We start from the raw sequence: 16,766 nt of genomic DNA on the forward strand, positions 1-16,766 counted from the left end.
GTTTATTTTCGGCGCGACGGTCTCACTCGGTAAGAAAGGATTCCACCGAGTCATGGAAGGGACCGATCATCCGTTCCAGGCCACCGAAATGCACGGTATCGACACCGCCGGCCGAAAGAGCCTCTTGCTGAATGGTCGCCGCGCGGAAGTCTTCACCACCAAAGACCTCGTCAATCAATTTGTAAGACTTGGCATAAAGCGCTTCGGCCTTTTCATTGTCGGGTTTGCTTTTCACCAGCATGTAGTAGTCCACCACCGTGCGATTGGCGGCCCGGGGGCAAAGCACCATCACGCTGATATAGTAGGGGCTGGTCACCACAATCGTGTTGGGAAATGCCAGGTAGGCATGGGTAATGTACTTGTGCAGGTTGTCAATATTGCCGTCGAGAATGGCCGGATCGAAGTTGGCTTTGCCGGACACCTGACGCTGGTGATGGCCAATCTGGTCGTAGACACTGGGTACATCATCAAACAGCTTGGCAATTGACTGGGCGTGCAGGCGCTGCACGTGATAGCCCTCCAGAAAGGGCTCAATCACAAACTTCCAGTTGGTCGGCAAATCGTAATGCCGACGGCCGTACACGTACATTTTGTCCAGGCCCAGCGCTTCCAGATCGGCACAAATTTGATCGGTGCCTTCCAGCGGCGCGGGCTGATATTTGTGATCCAAACCCACCCAGATGAAGCCACCGCCCTCGAAGGTTTCCAAGGGAACCAGCGCCAGATCGCACTTCTTCAACGAAGGAAATGTCTCCTGCCGGGGGATACCAATCAGCTGGCCGTCAGCCGCATAGGTCCAGGCGTGATAGGGGCAGGAAATCCGCGCGGATTTCACTGGCTCATTGCCTTCCACCAGTTTTGAACCCCGGTGACGACAGGCATTAATGAACGCCCGGGCAACCCCTTCCCGGTCGCGGGTGATAAGCAGCGGCACGCCGTAGCAATCCTGGGCCAGGGACATACCCGGCTCTGGCAGGTACGCCGACATGGTCGCCACCACCGGCGCCTTTTTAAACAGATCTCGCTGCTCTGCCTCAAAGCGTTGATCGCTCAAATAAATACTGACCGGACGGCTGGCTTCGTCAGTCGGCATCGCCATTTCTTCGAGGGGACGAATCGCCTGGATGGCCTCCCACTGACTGTCGGTCAAGCCCATGGGAGCCGCCGTAACGCTTGCCTTTTTGGCTTCCATTTCCGTTCTCCTGTCTACCTATTCGCGCTACCAATTCACGTCGCACACGCCCTTGGCAAGGGCGTATGAACAGTTATTCGATTTATCGGCAAATAGCTTAGGCAGGCATTAATCTAATGTCAATAGATAAAGAGATAGTGGCCAAGGGACGCCTCAACCACTATTATCTAACAAAAGTAGATAATAGTGGTTACCGTTTAAATGAGGTGCCACAAAGGTAAAAGGTTATGGGCACGCCAGAAGAATTCGCTCCACCAAATTCCGGCTACGGTCAGGGAATCTATCGGCGACGCACCCTCCTAAGCCGTAAGCCAGGCGCCATTGAAGTCGTTATGGAAGACTGCTCCCATGCCATGAAATTGCTGATGCAACATCAGGCCGGGAACATTACCGACTTACAGGGTGAGGTCATTCGCGCGCCGGTAACCAGCTGTCGAGGCGCACCGGGCCAACTCACCGATCTGATCGGTCTACCACTCAGCGACAATGCCGATATCTACCGCCAGCACAGCCCGCAACACCATCACTGCACCCACTTGTATGACATGGCATTGCTGGCCATCGAATTTGCACAGCGCGAAGAAGAGCTGCAGCAGTTTGATGTGGCGGTGGGTGACGAAGTTGACGGGGCGATCGATGGCAAAATTTTTCTCAACCATCGGCTCATTCACCACTGGGTAGTGCGTCAGGGTAAGCTGGCTGAACCCACCGAATTTGCTGGCCAGTCGGCATTCAAGGGCTTTGCCCACTGGGCGAAATCCCAATTCAGCGGTGATGCTCTGCTGTGCGCCTTTGGCTTGCAGCGGGGCCTGATGGTCGCCAATGCCCGCCGCTGGGATATGGCGGCCCTCGCCGGAGAGCCTGCAGATACCTTTGGCCCTCCACCTGGCGCCTGCTACAGCTACTCCAAAGGCCGGGAGAAAACGGCCCTTCGCACGGCAAACCCAGTCAGAGACTTTAGTGATACCCCAGAGCAGTTACTGCGCTTTATCTAGGGCACTCGCACACAAAAAAGCCGCGACGAACGCGGCTTTTTGATTCTCTCTCGACTCTCACCGAGATCAGTTGAGAATATCGACAATTTCGAGTGTGGCAGCCAACAGGCGGAGGCGGCGGTCTTCAATCTCTACCGTGATATAGCCGCGATCATCCACTGGCGAAATGATATGACCGTGGGCATAAATATCTCGATCCAGCCGATGCCCCACGGCCAGCTTCTTCTGCCAACCGGGAGGCAGGTTGCCGTGGGCCGCCTTCTTTTGCAGGCCTGGCGGCAGACCATGGGGCGGTGCTGCCAGCACCGGAATAGAGATACTCATCGCCAACGCGGCGGTCAATGCCATCACTGTTTTGTTCATATCCATCTCCTCGTAGCGGCCATCATGGCGTATAGCTTAGTACCTGATACTGCACTCGGAGTTCTGAATTTTATCTTAACCAGTAATGGCATTAATGCCAGACGCTGGCGGTGCAAGTGCCGCGTGGTTATAGCGAATCTTTCAATGAAGCGCCGTTGATTCGCACTTCTTTATGGGGCTGAAAATTCGGGCCGGACAACTGTTCAATGCGGCCACCATGCTGAATAAACTCCTCAATTTGGCGGGCAATTTCAGCACGAACGGTCTGCTGGTGGGTTTGGGAGTGGCTACCGTGGATTCTTTCAAATCGGCTCATCGTCTCACCTGTCCTTGCTTTAAAAAAAGTGCTAACCAGGAATGATCGCTCCGGACAGTGCCTGTCCAGGCCTATCCTAGCCGGGCCCATCCCCGGCATCGGAAAGACTAGAGCTTGGGGATGACAGAATAACGATGCTTTTATGACAAAATCGCGGCAGCTCCGAACTCCTACGGCCGCCGCCGGGCGGGAATCTGATAAACTCTGCGCTTTTCCGTTGTGACGCAAACTATGACCTCGTTAAGCCCGACTCTGGAACTTGCCTGCGACCTTATTCGCCGCCCCTCTGTGACCCCCAAAGACGAAGACTGCCAGGAAGTGATGATGGCTCGTCTGGAGGCCATTGGCTTCCGCTGCCAACGCCTGCGCTTTGCCGAGGTAGACAATTTCTGGGCGGTGCGGGGCGAGCAAGGCCCAATACTGTGTTTTGCCGGGCATACCGATGTCGTACCTACCGGGCCGGAGGCAAATTGGCAGCAACCGCCTTTTGAACCGGTCATTGAAAACGGCATGTTGTTGGGCCGGGGCGCCGCCGATATGAAGGGCAGCCTGGCGGCGATGGTCACCGCCTGTGAACGCTTTGTGGCTGCACATCCCGACCATACTGGCCGTATTGCTTTTCTGATCACCAGTGACGAAGAAGGCCCCTCGGTCAATGGCACGGTAAAAGTCGTGGAATGGCTCGAGCAACAAAATGAAAAAATTACCTGGTGCGTGGTGGGCGAGCCCTCTTCCACTGAAGAAGTCGGCGACGTTATCAAGAATGGCCGCCGCGGCTCACTGGGCGCGGTGCTAAAAGTGCGCGGCATCCAGGGCCATGTGGCCTACCCCCATCTGGCCAAGAACCCTATTCATCAAGCGGCGCCGGCACTGGCGGAACTGGCCAGCGAAGTCTGGGACGAAGGCAACGACTTTTTCCCGGCAACCTCCTTCCAGATCTCCAATATCAATGGCGGCACCGGTGCCACCAACGTCATCCCCGGTGAGGTCGAAGTGGTATTTAATTTCCGCTTCTCCACCGAGCTGACCGAGGACGACCTCAAGCGCCGCACCCTGGCGATACTGGATAAGCACGACCTTGACTACCGGATCGATTGGAATTTAAGCGGCCTGCCCTTCCTCACCGCAGAAGGCCCATTGGTGGAAGCGGCCCAGGCGGCCATCGCCCAGGTTTGTGGTCGGGAGACCTTGCTGTCCACCGCTGGCGGCACCTCTGACGGCCGTTTTATTGCGCCCACCGGTGCCCAGGTTGTCGAGTTAGGCCCGGTCAACGCGACCATCCACAAAGTCGATGAGCAGGTCTGCGCTGCCGATCTCGATACGCTTTCAAACCTGTATGAAGTGATGCTGGAAAAGCTGCTGGCTTGAGCGATCGGCTGTTCAGGTGGGAAAAGCCCGCAGCGGATAGATATCAAAACGCACCGCTTTGCCGCTAACCGCAAACTGGGGTAACGGCCCAGCGATTGGCGGTGCATGGGGCGGGCGCTTGACCACTACCCGATGCTTGGCGCGCTGCAGGGCCAACGCCAAAAGCGCTTCGGTATCCTCGTCGCTGCCCACTAGCGAATGGAACAGGCGCATCTCCTTTTTCACCAGGGCGGACTTTTTCGATTCCGGAAACATCGGGTCGAGGTAGATCACATCGGGGGTCGCCGTGGTCAGCATTTCAAGCGCGCTGATGGCCGACAGGCGCAAACGGCTCACAATTTCCGCCACCTCCGCCTCGGCCCGGCTGCCCCGTGCCAAACCATCGGCAAGCAGGGCCGCCACCACCGGGTGGCGCTCACACAAGCTCACCTGGGCACCGTAACTGGCCATGAGAAATCCGTCGCGACCCAGACCAGCGGTTGCATCCACCACCGTGAGCCCCGCGCGGCGCCCGCCAATGGCCTTTAACAACAACTCCTTTCCAGGTCGACGCAAGCGATATTGTTCGGCGAAATCCACGCAAATGGGGTGCTCCCGATGTGAGGGATGACGCCCCACCACCAGCCGGCCCTCGTTAAAAAATACCAGCAGGCTATCGGTATTCTCAGGTGGCTCGGCCACCACGGACAAGCCCAGCTGGGTCACCAACCCGTCGATATGAGCATCACCATCGGGGTTCCAGATCAGAGGTGGAGGAACAAGAGGCATGGGCGGGAAGACGGGGTCCGGGCTGACAGCGATGCCCGCTATGATAGGGAATTCGGCGCCGTGGCCCAAGAAAATTGTGGCCGGCACACGCGGGCTTAGCAGCAGCCCAACACACCGGCCAACCAAAAAGCGTTTAGTGGTACTGGCGACAGCAGTGCATGACTCGCGTTGCCAGATCATCCGTCTCGCAATGCTTGGCAATATCGGCGAGCGTCACCACCCCAACAAAGTCCTTGTTGCGATCATTATTGAGGACCACCAAGCGCTGCACGCGCTGATCGTGCATGTTCTGCAGTACGTCCTCAACCTTGTCGTCCTGATAGCAGTACAACAACTTGCCACTCATCACCGAGCTGACCGGGTCGTCTGGGGTGACCCCGTTGGCAATACCCCGCAGGGCGATATCTCGATCGGTGACCACGCCCACCAGTTTTTCCCGCTCGGCAATGGGAGTAAAGCCACGATCGTGCTCTGCCATTCTAATGGCGGCTTCACGAATAGTGGCAGTGGCATCGAGGTACTCGGGCTTGGAGGTCATCACTTGCTTGATTTGCATGGTCTCGCTCCTCGTCTTGGATTCTAAAAGCGGGGGCAATGCCCCCACTGTCAGGGACAGGGAACGACGGCCAAAGTTGCAAGCAAATTAAGGCCAATGACCACGCGCTTATTATTGTACGTACCGCACATGAGCAATAGCCGAATCGTCATCAGTGGTAGACGTTTCCCCCTCCACCATTGACACCGGACCGGAGGTGAAGGCCGTAGCCGTCTCACCCCGGTCGCTGTTCGAACCTGGAGATCGGGTCAGTCGAACTGCATACCCAGACGGCGGCCCACTTCTTCATAGGCTTCGACCACATTGCCAAGCCCCTTGCGGAAACGGTCTTTATCAAGCTTTTCGCGGGTATCCTTGTCCCACAAGCGGCAGCCGTCGGGTGAAAACTCGTCGCCGAGATACACCTGGCCATCGCTGAATACGCCAAACTCCAGCTTGTAATCCACCAGCAGAATACCGGCATCCAAAAACAGCTTCTTGAGCACGGTATTCACTTCGAAGGTCAGGGCCTTCATCTTGGCCAGCTGCTCGGCGGTCGCCCAGCCGAAGGATTGGGCCAGCGACTCGTTGACCATCGGGTCGTGAAGGGCGTCATTCTTCAAAAACAATTCAAAGGTCGGCGGATTGAGCTCCAGCCCCTCCTCCACACCCAGGCGCTTCACCAGCGAACCGGCAGAGATATTGCGCACCACACACTCCACCGGAATCATATCCAGGCGCTTGACCAGCGATTCGGTATCGTTGAGCAAAGCTTCAAAGTGAGTGGGAATGCCCGCCGCCTGGAGCTTTTCCATAATGAAGGCGTTGAACTTGTTGTTCACCATGCCCTTGCGAGCCAGCTGTTCAACCTTGAGGCCATCGAAGGCCGAGGTGTCATCCCGAAAACTCAGCACAAAGCGATCCGGGTCATCGGTTTTGAATACCGACTTCGCCTTCCCAGAATACAACTCTTCGCGTTTTTCCATCTTCTGCCTCGCAAGCACTGCTTAATAAAGGTTGAAACTACACTATTTCCAGCCAGCCAAAACCGGCTTCCTGATCGGCCGATAACAAAGCCTCGCTGCCACACAAATGGGGAGCAATCGCAGCCTGAGCCAGGGCCGGCGTATTGTTCTGTTCGCTGAGATGCGCCATCACCACATGCTGCAGACGTTCAACCTGACATGCCTGCAACAGGCTGGCCGCCTGGGCGTTGTTTAAATGGCCCCAGTCGCCACCGACCCGCCGTTTGAGCCCGGGTGGATAAGGCCCCACCCGCAGCATCTCCACGTCGTGATTGCACTCCAGCAACAGCGCATCACAGTCACGGTAATGCGCTTTCACGAAAGGCGTAATACTACCCAAATCGGTGAGCAGCCCAAAGCGCAGGGAACGGTGCCGAAACACAAACTGGCAGGGCTCTCTGGCGTCGTGGGGCACCGCAACCGGCGTCACCTCCACCGCGCCCAAGGGCAACACCTCTCCCAATCTCAAGGGCCGCCACAGCGGGAATTCCATCATCTGCCCGTACTGGGCGGTTCCATAGCTGGCATAGACCGGCAACTGGTATTTGCGGGCCAGGGGCAGCACGCCCTTGATATGGTCACTGTGTTCGTGGGTCACAAGAATGGCACAGAGATCGGAGGGCTGGCGACCGAGCCGCGCCATTCGCCGCTCAGTCTCCTTAATTGTGAAGCCACAATCCACCAGGATGAGTTGCTCTGCCGTCTCCAGCAGTGTCGCATTCCCTTTACTGCCGCTGCCCAGGGAGGCAAATCGCATCGCGCCCTTTCCGGTGGAATGAATTAGTAGAGATAGCCTTTGATCCGCTCCAGCACCTGCTGCCGTTCGGCATCACGCAGGCGGCGACCTTTTTGGTAATTGAGGTACACCAGGTTTTCCTCATCGGCAACCGGTTTCATCTCAATCACATAGCGCGCCACAGGTGGCCGTGGATCGCCGAACAAGAAGCTCTTGAACCAACCCGGATCTTCAGTCTGGGGCGGAATGTAACTCACCCAGAACTTATTCACGTTCTGGGAGGCTTCTTCAATTTCAAAGCCGGCCTTTTCCAGTGCCAGGCCCAGAGCGCCCCAGGCACGGTCGTAGGGCAGTTGCACCCGCAGGAAGGAGTAATCCCCCTCACCCTCGAGGAAAATCTTGCCTTTGGTGCCACCGCGTTTGGCTAGCACCGAGACGGCGCTGTGCTTGCCCTGGGTGTCGGCCAGAAACTGAGCCAACAATTTGACCAGCTCCATTTCCCGGTCGGGGTTCACCGAGCGGGCAGGCCAGCGGTCGCTGCCATCATTAACCGCTTGGGTTATGTGCACTTCGGCAGTACCCGCCTGAACACCTTCTTCCACCCGGAAGCGAAACCGTTCCGCGGCGCCACCCTTACTCGGCTGCATCCACGTGGATTCCAACAGCCCCTGCTCCACGTCAGCGCGAGCGACTTCCATGCTCGCCGCGTTCATAAAGGCGCGAATCTGGGGCCAAATTTGGCCAGGCACACCGTCCATCAGAATCCAGGCTTCATTGTCGAGGCGCTGAATCCGCACTTCCGAGCGACCGACGTTGCGGGCGATGGGCTCCGGCGGCGGCACTTCAAACTCCCCCGGTAGCTTCTGGTAGCGCTCGATGCCAGGCACGCTGTATTTATCACCCAACGTCTCACTGCTGACACCAGCAGGTAACTCCAACGGCTTGCTCAACTCCGCCCGACGATAATCCTGCCCCCGGTCCCGAAATGCACAGGCACTGACCACAACACTCAGACCAACAACCAATAGGGGAAGACCGACGCGGCGCATAGAATGGCTCATTTAATTTATTAATCCTGCTTCTTTAAGGGCAGCTCGAAGTTCCGCGTGGTAACGCTCACTGAAAGGCGTCAGGGGCAGGCGAATACCGCTCTCCATCAACCCCATTTCGAGGAGCGCCCACTTTACGGGAATCGGGTTGGATTCGAGAAAGAGTTTTTTGTTCAAACTGGCCAGCGGCCCATTTGCCGCCTCGGCCTCGGCCCGGTTACCCGCCATGGCCGCATCGCAAACCGCCTTCACCGCAGCGGGAGCAACGTTGGCGGTCACCGAGATATTTCCTTTCCCGCCCACCAGCATCAGCTCCATCGCGGTAGCGTCATCACCGGACAGCACGTCGAGACGATCACCCACAGCATCAATCAAGGCTTTGCCCCGGGGCACATCCCCGGTGGCATCTTTGATTGCCACAATATTGGGATGCTCAGCCAGGCGAATGGTGGTCTCATTGCTCATGTCGCAGGCGGTGCGGCCCGGCACATTGTAGAGAATCTGGGGAATATCCACCGCATCAGCAATGGCCATGTAATGTTGATACAGACCTTCCTGGGTGGGCTTGTTGTAGTACGGCGTGACCAGCAGGCAGGCGTCTGCGCAGACTTCCTTGGCCACCTCAGTCAGCTCGATCGCCTCACTGGTTGAGTTGGCGCCAGTCCCAGCTATCACCTTGAGGCGTCCCGCCGCCTGGTCGACACAGGCCTTGATGAACATCTTGTGCTCATCCATTCCGAGGGTAGCGGATTCTCCGGTCGTGCCAACGGCGACCAGCCCGTCGGTGCCCTGAGCCACATGCCAATCAATCAGGCGCGACAACGCCGCCCAATCGATACTGCCATCGGGGTGCATAGGACTGACCAAGGCAACAATACTGCCCCTTACCATGCCTTTATTCTCCAGAATTGATGCAAGCCGCTAATGGTACTGGCCAGTGCAGCCCAGCTCAAGGGACAAATCACCTCAGCGAGGGGCTCACTCACGGAGTTTTTATCGCCGACGGCCGGTCCTCCCGGGAAACCCCGCTCGCCGGTCCCTGTCTAACGCAAATACGCTACAATCGACATCCGCCGGTCACGGCGAATAACGAATAATGGAGTCTGAAAAATGCGTTTGCTAATTCTTGGTCTGTGTCTGGCCCTGGCCTCGTTGAGTCAAGCCGAACCGCTGCGCGTGGATGAACTGACACCACTGGACGAGCGCTTTATGGACACCGCCGTTGCCGAACTGAACGACCTGGCGCAAATCCGCCTGGGCCGCAGCCTCAGCAACGAACACACCCGCAACCGGGACCAGGATCTGGACATTATTCAAACCCTGCTCGATCGCAAGCTGGTCGATGGCGACGACACGAAACTGCTCCAGGCCATGGGCATTGTGCTGGGTCGTCACCTGCAGAAGGAAAACAGTCTGAAGTGGGTGATTTACGTCGATAACGTCGGTCGCAGCCGCGCGTTGGAAGTCCCCTTTAAAGAGGATTTCATCTTCCCCGTCACCCAAATCTCCAGCCGCGCGGCGGTAGGTGCCAACGTTGACGTGCAGGCGATCTACGAAAAACTCGAGCAGGAAATCGCTGACATTCGCAAGAAGATCATCGTCCGTTGATAGCAAAGCCATTGCAACAGGGCCTCGCCGATATCCATCGGCGGGCTCAGCCAACACCAATAACCGCCAATAACAGCGGAATGCTGACAAAACTGAGCACGGTCGACCACACCACGATACCGGCTACTGCCTCTGGGCGGCGGCCATACTGCACTGCCAGCAGATAATTAAAGACTGCAGCGGGCGTAGCCGACTGTACCAGCAACACCTTCGCCAGCATGCCCTCAAGGCCAAGCAGCCACACCGTTAGCACACCGCCCCCCAACCCCACTGCCAAACGCAGCAAGCCCAGCAGGAACGAGTGTCCGAGGCCACCCACCCGCAGGCTGCCCAGCGAAATACCCAAGGTGATCAGCATCAGCGGCACCGCCGGCGCACCGAGAATATCCAGAGTGTTGGCGAGTGACACCGGCAACTTAATCTCGAACAAAATCAGGCCGAAGGCGACTACACCAGCGTAAACAATCGGTGTCTGGAGCAGTCCCGCAACACTGCCCCTCCCTCTGAGCAAAGCAACCCCGAGGGAAAAATGCAGCAGCGCAGTGACCACGAAAATGCCCAGGGCATAGACCAGCCCCTCTTCCCCGAAGGCAAACAGACACAGCGGCAACCCCATATTGCCGTAATTGCCAAACACCAGGGGCACCAGGAAGTCCCGCGGCGATTGCCCTAACACCAGACAGGCGAGCCCCGCCAGCAGCAGAGACAACACGATCATCAGCACCGAGGCGACAACCACTTCCCGCAGCACAGAGTGGGACATGGACACCTCACCCAGGGTACCCACAATCAGCGCTGGTGCCGCGATCCACATGACCAAACGGCGCACAAACTCCTGATCAAAAGGTTGCCGGGTGTAGGCCCAAATTACGCCCAGGCCGGCACAGAATATGACCGGCAGGATGACCGGCAGCAAAGGCAGAACAAAGGACACATCAGGCTCCCGACATGGCTGATCCAGCTGAAAATCAGCTCACCCGCACCATCTTCAGGGTATTGGTGTGGCCATCGATGCCCACCGTGTCACCGAGGGTCACCAGCAGGACATCGTCGACGGCAACATGACCTTTTTCTTTTAGTACCGCCACGCACTCCTCAATGGTGGTGTCGTGGCGCGCGGTGCGCTGAGCATAAACGCCACGATAGAGGCTGACCCGACTGCAGGTTTCACCGTGGCTGCTGAAGGCATAAATTGGAATGCCCGACGTCAATCGCGACATCAACAGCACCGTGCGGCCGGTCTCGGTCAGCGACACAATGGCCTTAACGCCCTTTTGATGGTTGGCGGCGTATACCGCACTCATCGCCAGCGTTTCCTGAATTGAGTCGAACTGCCGCTCCAGCCGATAACTGGATTTGCGTGCAGAGGGGTACTGCTCGGCGCCCTCACAGTTGCGCGCCATCGCCACCACGGTTTCCACCGGGTACTGGCCCGAAGCGGTCTCAGCCGACAGCATCACCGCGTCAGTGCCGTCGAGCACCGCATTGGCCACATCAAACACTTCGGCTCGGGTGGGGACCGGATTCTGGATCATCGACTCCATCATCTGGGTGGCAGTAATCACCGGCCGATTGAGCACCCGGGAGCGCTTGATAATATGCTTTTGCAGACCGATCAGGCTGGCATCGCCAATCTCTACACCAAGGTCACCCCGGGCAACCATTACGCCGTCACACGCTCTAATCAGTTCGTCCAAATGGGCTTCATTGGCGACCGCCTCGGCCCGCTCGATCTTACCAATGATGTTCGCCAGACAGCCCGCCTGCTGCAGCTTGCTGCGTGCGTCGTGAATATCATCGGCACTACTGGGAAAGGACACCGCAATAAAGTCCAGACCAATCTCGGCGGCGAGCTGGATATCCTCCATGTCTTTTTCGGTCAGCGCCGGGGCGGACAAGCCGCCGCCGAGACGATTGATTCCTTTACGGGAGTGCAGATTGCCGGCGCTCTCCGACACACAGTGCACCTCCTCGCCCTCCACTTTCTCGACCACCAAGCGCAGGCGACCATCGTCTAGCAGCAGGGTGTCGCCAGCACTCACCGAGCGCGCCAACGGCTCGTAATCGACGCCGAGATGCAGGCCATCCCCTTCACCATCGGCCAAGCGGGTATCAAGCACCAGGCGCAAGCCCGGCTGCAGGCGCACCGGGTCCTGGGCAAGCTTACGCAGGCGGATTTTAGGGCCCTGGAGGTCACCCAACAGGCCAACGTGTTGATTTTGCTCGCTGGCGACTTCCCGAATCAGCGCCGCCCGAGCACGGTGCTCCTCTGCGGTGCCGTGCGAAAAATTCAATCGAAAGACATTCACACCTGCTTTGACCATGGCAGCCAGTGACGCGCGTGAGTCACAGGCGGGGCCGACAGTGGCAACGATTTTTGTACGACGCATGAGGGAAACAACCTTGTTTCAGTGATTGAGGCAGGAAAAATAGCAGTTTACACCCTGCTCCCCTTCCCTTCGACAGTTGGATTCATCCTTCTTTATCGGCGCCGCCAGGTCAACGCCCCCAGCGGTATCACCGAGTCAGAAGCGGCAATCTTCAGCTTACTAACGCTATGACACAGCCAATTCGTGCATATGTCACGTCCTGCTATCAAAGCCCTTGCCCCATTTATCTATTAATATTAGTTTTTACAGCGCACTTGAAAAGCCCCCTGTAACAGAACACTGGGACCACTACACATAACAAAGCACCACGCTGGGAGAAATGTATGAAAAGAACGATCTTGGCCACCGCATTGCTGGCGGGGGCAATGAACACCCACGCACAGGGCATCAATCTTGCCCCCTTGGTACCCGCTGATCTGGTGACCTCGCTGACGGGCTTGGCCGTCGGCGACCTGCTACCGATCGCCGGGGAGCTCATCAACAGTGCGCCCCTGTCAGATCAACTCCTCGGCGGTCTCGCATTGGGCGCGCCGCTTACCGACCTGGTACTGGGCGGCGATTCTCTGAAGGGGCTTTCCAATTTTTACGGGCCGCTGGATAGCGTACTGGCTCCGGTCGTCGCACTGACTTCTCAGGACGGACTGGGCGCGGTTTTGGCAGCGCCACTGGATATTCTGGTCGCCCCGGTAAATCCCGTGCTGGCGACCTTGGGCGGCGGCGCCCAGCCGCTGAACGGATTGACCGTACTGTTTGACCCCCTGTCCCTGATTTTGGACGGCGGCCTCGCGCTTTAGGAAGAGGGCAAGGGAGTCTGCCAGATAATTTGGGCAGGCTCGCTAGCGTAACAGGGCCTGACCGCCATCAACCGGGATGGTGTGTCCGGTGATAAAACCGGCGTCGGCACTGCACAAGAACACCACCACCCTGCCGATATCCTCTTCGCAGTCACCCACTCTGCCCAGTGGTACCGACTCCAGGAAGGCAGCAACGTCGTCTTCGCCACTTTCCACCCAGCTGGCAACGGCAGGGGAATTCGCCAGGGGCATGACGCAGTTGACCCGGATATTGTCTGGCCCCCATTCGCAGGCGGCAGCGCGGCTGAGGGCGCGGATGGCTTCTTTGGCGGCAGCGTAGGCGCCATAGCCAGCGGAATTACCGCGAACGGCGGCCGAGCTGGCCATGTTAACCACCGCGCCTTCACCACGCAGATAGGGATAACAGGCTTTTAAAAAGCGGAAGGTAGCAAGCGGGCCAGAGTCCATGCCCAGGTGATACTCGTCCTCACTTAATTCCAGGATGTCGCCAAGGGGCACAATCTGGGCATTGTTGATCAAAATATCGATGCCGCCGAATTCATCCACCACTTCCTGCACGGCAGACTCGATGTCTTCCAGCTCCATCACATCGCAAACAAAGGCCTCTGCTCGACCACCACGGCGATGAATTTCAGCGCAGGTTGCTTCCAGCGGCCCCAGCGTTCGACCCAGCACCGCCACCGTGGCACCTTCGCTGGCAAGTGCCAAGGCCACCCCGGCACCCACACCCTGACCACCGCCGGTCACCAACGCCACCTTGTTCTGCAAACAAGCCATGCCCTGCGCTCCCATCATTATTGTTTGAGCCCGGCTTCGACAATGCATCAGCCACCCCTTGCTGGCAAGGAAAAATCGCCACATTTGCACCGGCCGAAAATACCGCTACCGCAAACGCAGCAAGGGTACAAATGCAGTGCAGTGCGCCAAAAGATGCACAATATATGCACATTATCACCAACGAGCCTCCTCTCATCTCGCGCACGCATAGCGTGCAGCACCCCCAGGGCATCGCCGCCAAAGCCAGGCAGGCCGCGGCTGGCAAACATTGTCACCCCACCTGGCCTGGTCCTTGCTCAAGCGGTCAACAGACCAGCCAGCAGCACCGCTAGTAAAAACAGAATGGAGACCCACTATGAAGCTGGATTTTGCAAAGTACCGCGGCATTATCGTGTCGGTAGCGCTCTTCCTGCTGCTCGATGCCTCGGTGTTGATGCTCAATTTTTATATCTCCTTCGAGATTGCCGAGGACGCCGTCGGCGTAAACCTGGCGGGGCGCCAGCGCATGCTGTCCCAGCGCATGATGAAGTCACTGCTTGACCTCGATTCCGCCAACAGCGAAGCGACCCGCGAAAAGGCGCTGATAGAACTCGACAATACCGTTGGCGTTTTCGATACCACGCTGGGCGCCTTTGATCAGGGCGGGGTCACTCCCGGGGCAGACAGCCAGGAGCAGGTCTTGCAACCAGTCAGCACGGCAGACGGCAGGGCAGCAATTGCGAGCGCCAACGAAATCTGGGCACCGTTTCATCAGCAGTTGCGGGCCCTGTTGGCCAGCGCGCAAAACGGCGGGCCCCTCAGCCAACCCATGTTAGCCGCAGCCATCGACTACGGCCGGGCAAACAACCTTGAGTTGCTGCGGCTCATGAACGTGCTGACGGTTGACCTGGAAAACTATGCCGCATCCAAAGCCAAGCGCTTACGCCTGATTCAAACCGTTGGGATCACCCTGGCGGTCATCAACTTCTTCATCATCATGTTCCACTTTCTGCGCCAGCTTCAGGAAAGCGACGAAAAGATCGCCGCCGCCCAAAGTGAAACCCGGGAAATTCTCGACACCGTGAGTGAGGGCCTGTTTCTGCTGGATCAGGCGCAGCGTATTGGCAGTCAGTACTCCGCAGAACTGAACGAAATCTTTTTGCGCAGTGATATCGCCGGCAGCGACTTTGACGAGCTACTAAGCAATATTGTGTCAGACAAGGACCGCCACACCGCCCGCAGTTTCATCAAGCTGCTGTTCGATCCCCGCAAAAAGCAAAAGCTGATAGGCGACCTCAATCCGCTGCGACAAGTCGAAGTGCATATTCCCCAGGCCGACGGCAGCTTCCAGAACAAACACCTCAGCTTTGCCTTTTCCAGAGTACTGCGAGACGGCGAAATCATTCACGTTCTGGTCACCGTGCAGGATATTTCCCGGCAGGTGAAACTGGCTCAGGATCTGGAGGCCGCCAGACAGCAAGGCGAAGAGCAATTGGAGATGTTGTCTACCATCGTTCAGAGCGACACCACCCTGCTCAATCTGTTCCTGGAGAACAGCGTCCGCTGCTTCGAGCAGATCAACGATGTACTCAAGAGCCCCGCCAAAACGCGCTTGCAGTATTTGGAAAAGCTGCGCCAGATCTACGCATTGATTCACAACTACAAGGGCGAAGCGGCCGCCCTGAATCTGGACAGTTTTGCCCAGCAGGCCCACGAGTTTGAGGACCAGCTCAGCGCACTGCAGGAGCTCCCGAAACTCGGTGGCAACGATTTTCTGGGGCTGACGGTTTACCTGAACAAGCTGATGACCCAAACCGAAGCTGTTCAGGCAATGATGGCCAAAGTGGCTGGTCTCGTCGGACCGGGCAGTGCCAATACCGCGCGCGCCAGCCGCTTCGAGTTCGATCATTTACAACACCTAGCCGACAAAATTGCCCAGCGCCGTGACAAAGAGGTGGAGGTGGTGTGCAGCGGCTTTAACGACTACTGCCTCAGCGACGAACTGAAAGCCCAGCTCAACAGTATCGCCTTACAGTTGTTGCGCAATGCCGTCAGCCACGGCATCGAACCTTGCGCGGTGCGCGGGCAGTCACAAAAGCCGCCCCGGGGCGAAATCCATATTCGCCTGGTTGGGCGCCTGGACCAAAGCCTTGAGCTGACGGTAGAAGACGATGGCGCCGGGCTCGATCGGGACAAAATTGTCCAGGTAGCCCTCGATAAGGGGCTGATCAACGAAACAGAAGCAGAGAGCCTGGACGGCAAAGCCGTTATGGCGCTGATCTTCCACCCCCAGCTATCCACCCAGGACGAGGTTGACGAGGATGCTGGCCGGGGCATCGGCATGTATGCCGTGCGGCGCATTGTTAACGATCTCGGCGGTCGCATCACGGTGAAATCCCGCCGCGGTGTGGGCACCACCTTCAGAATTCATCTTCCCAGAGCGTTGGCATCGCTACCGCGCGCTGCCTGAGGAAACTGCATGCTAAATCTGATGATTGTGGATGATTCGAACATCATCCGTTCTAAAATCCAGCGGGCCTGCGACAGCAAGCGCTTCGATGTGGTGGCAGTGGCCCGGGATGGCCGCGAGGCGCTCACCCTGGCCCACAACTGCAAACCTGACGTGGTCACCATGGACTTAACCATGCCCAACCTCGACGGAATCGGCTGCATAAGCGCCCTGTCTAAAATGCTGCCGGAAGTGCTGATTTTGGTGGTGTCGGCGCTGTCAGACGAGGCCACCGGTATTGAAGCCCTGGAGCGCGGCGCCAGCGGCTTTCTGCTTAAACCCTTCAGCGAGGCGCAACTGCGCGACGCCCTGGACGCCCTAACCGATCACCTGGGATAACA

18 protein-coding genes are annotated in these 16,766 nt (G+C 57.7%); 6 read left to right on the top strand and 12 right to left on the bottom strand.

The window, feature by feature from the left end; genetic code table 11:
* Positions 1 to 22 precede the first annotated feature (22 nt).
* Positions 23 to 1,192 carry an aromatic ring-hydroxylating oxygenase subunit alpha gene (locus NCG89_RS04525; protein WP_251088579.1) on the bottom strand — a complete coding sequence of 390 codons (1,170 nt, stop codon included), beginning with the start codon at positions 1,190 to 1,192 and terminating at the stop codon, positions 23 to 25.
* 227 nt (positions 1,193 to 1,419) lie between these two features.
* Here NCG89_RS04525 and NCG89_RS04530 point away from each other — a divergent pair, with 227 nt between their 5' ends.
* Complete coding sequence (locus tag NCG89_RS04530; RefSeq protein ID WP_251088580.1) at positions 1,420 to 2,187, top strand: DUF2889 domain-containing protein; 768 nt, start codon at positions 1,420 to 1,422, stop codon at positions 2,185 to 2,187.
* A 66-nt stretch (positions 2,188 to 2,253) separates the two neighbouring features.
* Here the strand turns inward: NCG89_RS04530 and NCG89_RS04535 are convergent, their stop codons facing one another.
* On the bottom strand, positions 2,254 to 2,550 hold the full coding sequence (locus NCG89_RS04535; protein WP_251088581.1) for a hypothetical protein: 297 nt from the start codon (positions 2,548 to 2,550) through the stop codon (positions 2,254 to 2,256).
* A 127-nt stretch (positions 2,551 to 2,677) separates the two neighbouring features.
* On the bottom strand, positions 2,678 to 2,866 hold the full coding sequence (locus NCG89_RS04540; RefSeq protein ID WP_251088582.1) for a hypothetical protein: 189 nt from the start codon (positions 2,864 to 2,866) through the stop codon (positions 2,678 to 2,680).
* A gap of 231 nt (positions 2,867 to 3,097) precedes the next feature.
* On the opposite strand from NCG89_RS04540, the gene dapE reads away from it, so the two are divergent.
* Complete coding sequence (gene dapE / locus NCG89_RS04545) at positions 3,098 to 4,234, top strand: succinyl-diaminopimelate desuccinylase (protein WP_251088583.1); 1,137 nt, start codon at positions 3,098 to 3,100, stop codon at positions 4,232 to 4,234.
* Positions 4,235 to 4,246: 12 nt separating this feature from the next.
* Here the strand turns inward: dapE and NCG89_RS04550 are convergent, their stop codons facing one another.
* The 6 genes from NCG89_RS04550 to dapA all read right to left on the bottom strand — a co-directional run bounded on the left by NCG89_RS04550 (position 4,247) and on the right by dapA (position 9,238).
* Positions 4,247 to 5,002 carry a class I SAM-dependent methyltransferase gene (locus NCG89_RS04550; RefSeq protein ID WP_251088584.1) on the bottom strand — a complete coding sequence of 252 codons (756 nt, stop codon included), beginning with the start codon at positions 5,000 to 5,002 and terminating at the stop codon, positions 4,247 to 4,249.
* 133 nt (positions 5,003 to 5,135) lie between these two features.
* A complete protein-coding gene (locus NCG89_RS04555) occupies positions 5,136 to 5,558 on the bottom strand; it encodes a CBS domain-containing protein (RefSeq protein WP_251088585.1) in 423 nt (140 codons plus the stop codon).
* Positions 5,559 to 5,806: 248 nt separating this feature from the next.
* Positions 5,807 to 6,523: a phosphoribosylaminoimidazolesuccinocarboxamide synthase gene (gene purC, locus NCG89_RS04560; RefSeq protein WP_251088586.1), complete on the bottom strand. Its 717-nt coding sequence runs from the start codon at positions 6,521 to 6,523 to the stop codon at positions 5,807 to 5,809.
* 37 nt (positions 6,524 to 6,560) lie between these two features.
* Positions 6,561 to 7,319: an MBL fold metallo-hydrolase gene (locus tag NCG89_RS04565; protein ID WP_251088587.1), complete on the bottom strand. Its 759-nt coding sequence runs from the start codon at positions 7,317 to 7,319 to the stop codon at positions 6,561 to 6,563.
* A gap of 23 nt (positions 7,320 to 7,342) precedes the next feature.
* The gene (bamC, locus tag NCG89_RS04570; RefSeq protein WP_251088588.1) at positions 7,343 to 8,359 is read right to left on the bottom strand and encodes an NlpB/DapX family lipoprotein; all 1,017 of its coding nucleotides are present in this window, start codon (positions 8,357 to 8,359) and stop codon (positions 7,343 to 7,345) included.
* Positions 8,360 to 9,238 (bottom strand): 4-hydroxy-tetrahydrodipicolinate synthase, encoded by an 879-nt coding sequence (dapA, locus tag NCG89_RS04575; RefSeq protein ID WP_251088589.1) that lies wholly within the window; start codon positions 9,236 to 9,238, stop codon positions 8,360 to 8,362.
* A gap of 219 nt (positions 9,239 to 9,457) precedes the next feature.
* Here dapA and NCG89_RS04580 point away from each other — a divergent pair, with 219 nt between their 5' ends.
* Entirely contained in the window at positions 9,458 to 9,955 is a 498-nt protein-coding gene (locus tag NCG89_RS04580) for a DUF3806 domain-containing protein (RefSeq protein WP_251088590.1), read from the top strand.
* A gap of 46 nt (positions 9,956 to 10,001) precedes the next feature.
* On the opposite strand, the gene NCG89_RS04585 is transcribed toward NCG89_RS04580, so the two are convergent.
* Both NCG89_RS04585 and pyk read right to left on the bottom strand, forming a co-directional pair.
* On the bottom strand, positions 10,002 to 10,889 hold the full coding sequence (locus tag NCG89_RS04585) for an AEC family transporter (RefSeq protein WP_251088591.1): 888 nt from the start codon (positions 10,887 to 10,889) through the stop codon (positions 10,002 to 10,004).
* 34 nt (positions 10,890 to 10,923) lie between these two features.
* Positions 10,924 to 12,345, bottom strand: coding sequence for a pyruvate kinase (gene pyk, locus NCG89_RS04590; RefSeq protein WP_251088592.1), 1,422 nt, complete (start codon positions 12,343 to 12,345; stop codon positions 10,924 to 10,926).
* A 323-nt stretch (positions 12,346 to 12,668) separates the two neighbouring features.
* Here pyk and NCG89_RS04595 point away from each other — a divergent pair, with 323 nt between their 5' ends.
* On the top strand, positions 12,669 to 13,139 hold the full coding sequence (locus NCG89_RS04595; protein ID WP_251088593.1) for a hypothetical protein: 471 nt from the start codon (positions 12,669 to 12,671) through the stop codon (positions 13,137 to 13,139).
* Positions 13,140 to 13,181: 42 nt separating this feature from the next.
* Here the strand turns inward: NCG89_RS04595 and NCG89_RS04600 are convergent, their stop codons facing one another.
* A complete protein-coding gene (locus tag NCG89_RS04600; protein ID WP_251088594.1) occupies positions 13,182 to 13,937 on the bottom strand; it encodes an SDR family NAD(P)-dependent oxidoreductase in 756 nt (251 codons plus the stop codon).
* A 355-nt stretch (positions 13,938 to 14,292) separates the two neighbouring features.
* On the opposite strand from NCG89_RS04600, the gene NCG89_RS04605 reads away from it, so the two are divergent.
* Both NCG89_RS04605 and NCG89_RS04610 read left to right on the top strand, forming a co-directional pair.
* Positions 14,293 to 16,386: an ATP-binding protein gene (locus NCG89_RS04605; RefSeq protein ID WP_251088595.1), complete on the top strand. Its 2,094-nt coding sequence runs from the start codon at positions 14,293 to 14,295 to the stop codon at positions 16,384 to 16,386.
* A 9-nt stretch (positions 16,387 to 16,395) separates the two neighbouring features.
* Positions 16,396 to 16,764 carry a response regulator gene (locus NCG89_RS04610; RefSeq protein ID WP_251088596.1) on the top strand — a complete coding sequence of 123 codons (369 nt, stop codon included), beginning with the start codon at positions 16,396 to 16,398 and terminating at the stop codon, positions 16,762 to 16,764.
* Positions 16,765 to 16,766: the final 2 nt, after the last annotated feature.

The organism is Spongiibacter taiwanensis (assembly GCF_023702635.1).
Taxonomy (GTDB): domain Bacteria; phylum Pseudomonadota; class Gammaproteobacteria; order Pseudomonadales; family Spongiibacteraceae; genus Spongiibacter; species Spongiibacter taiwanensis.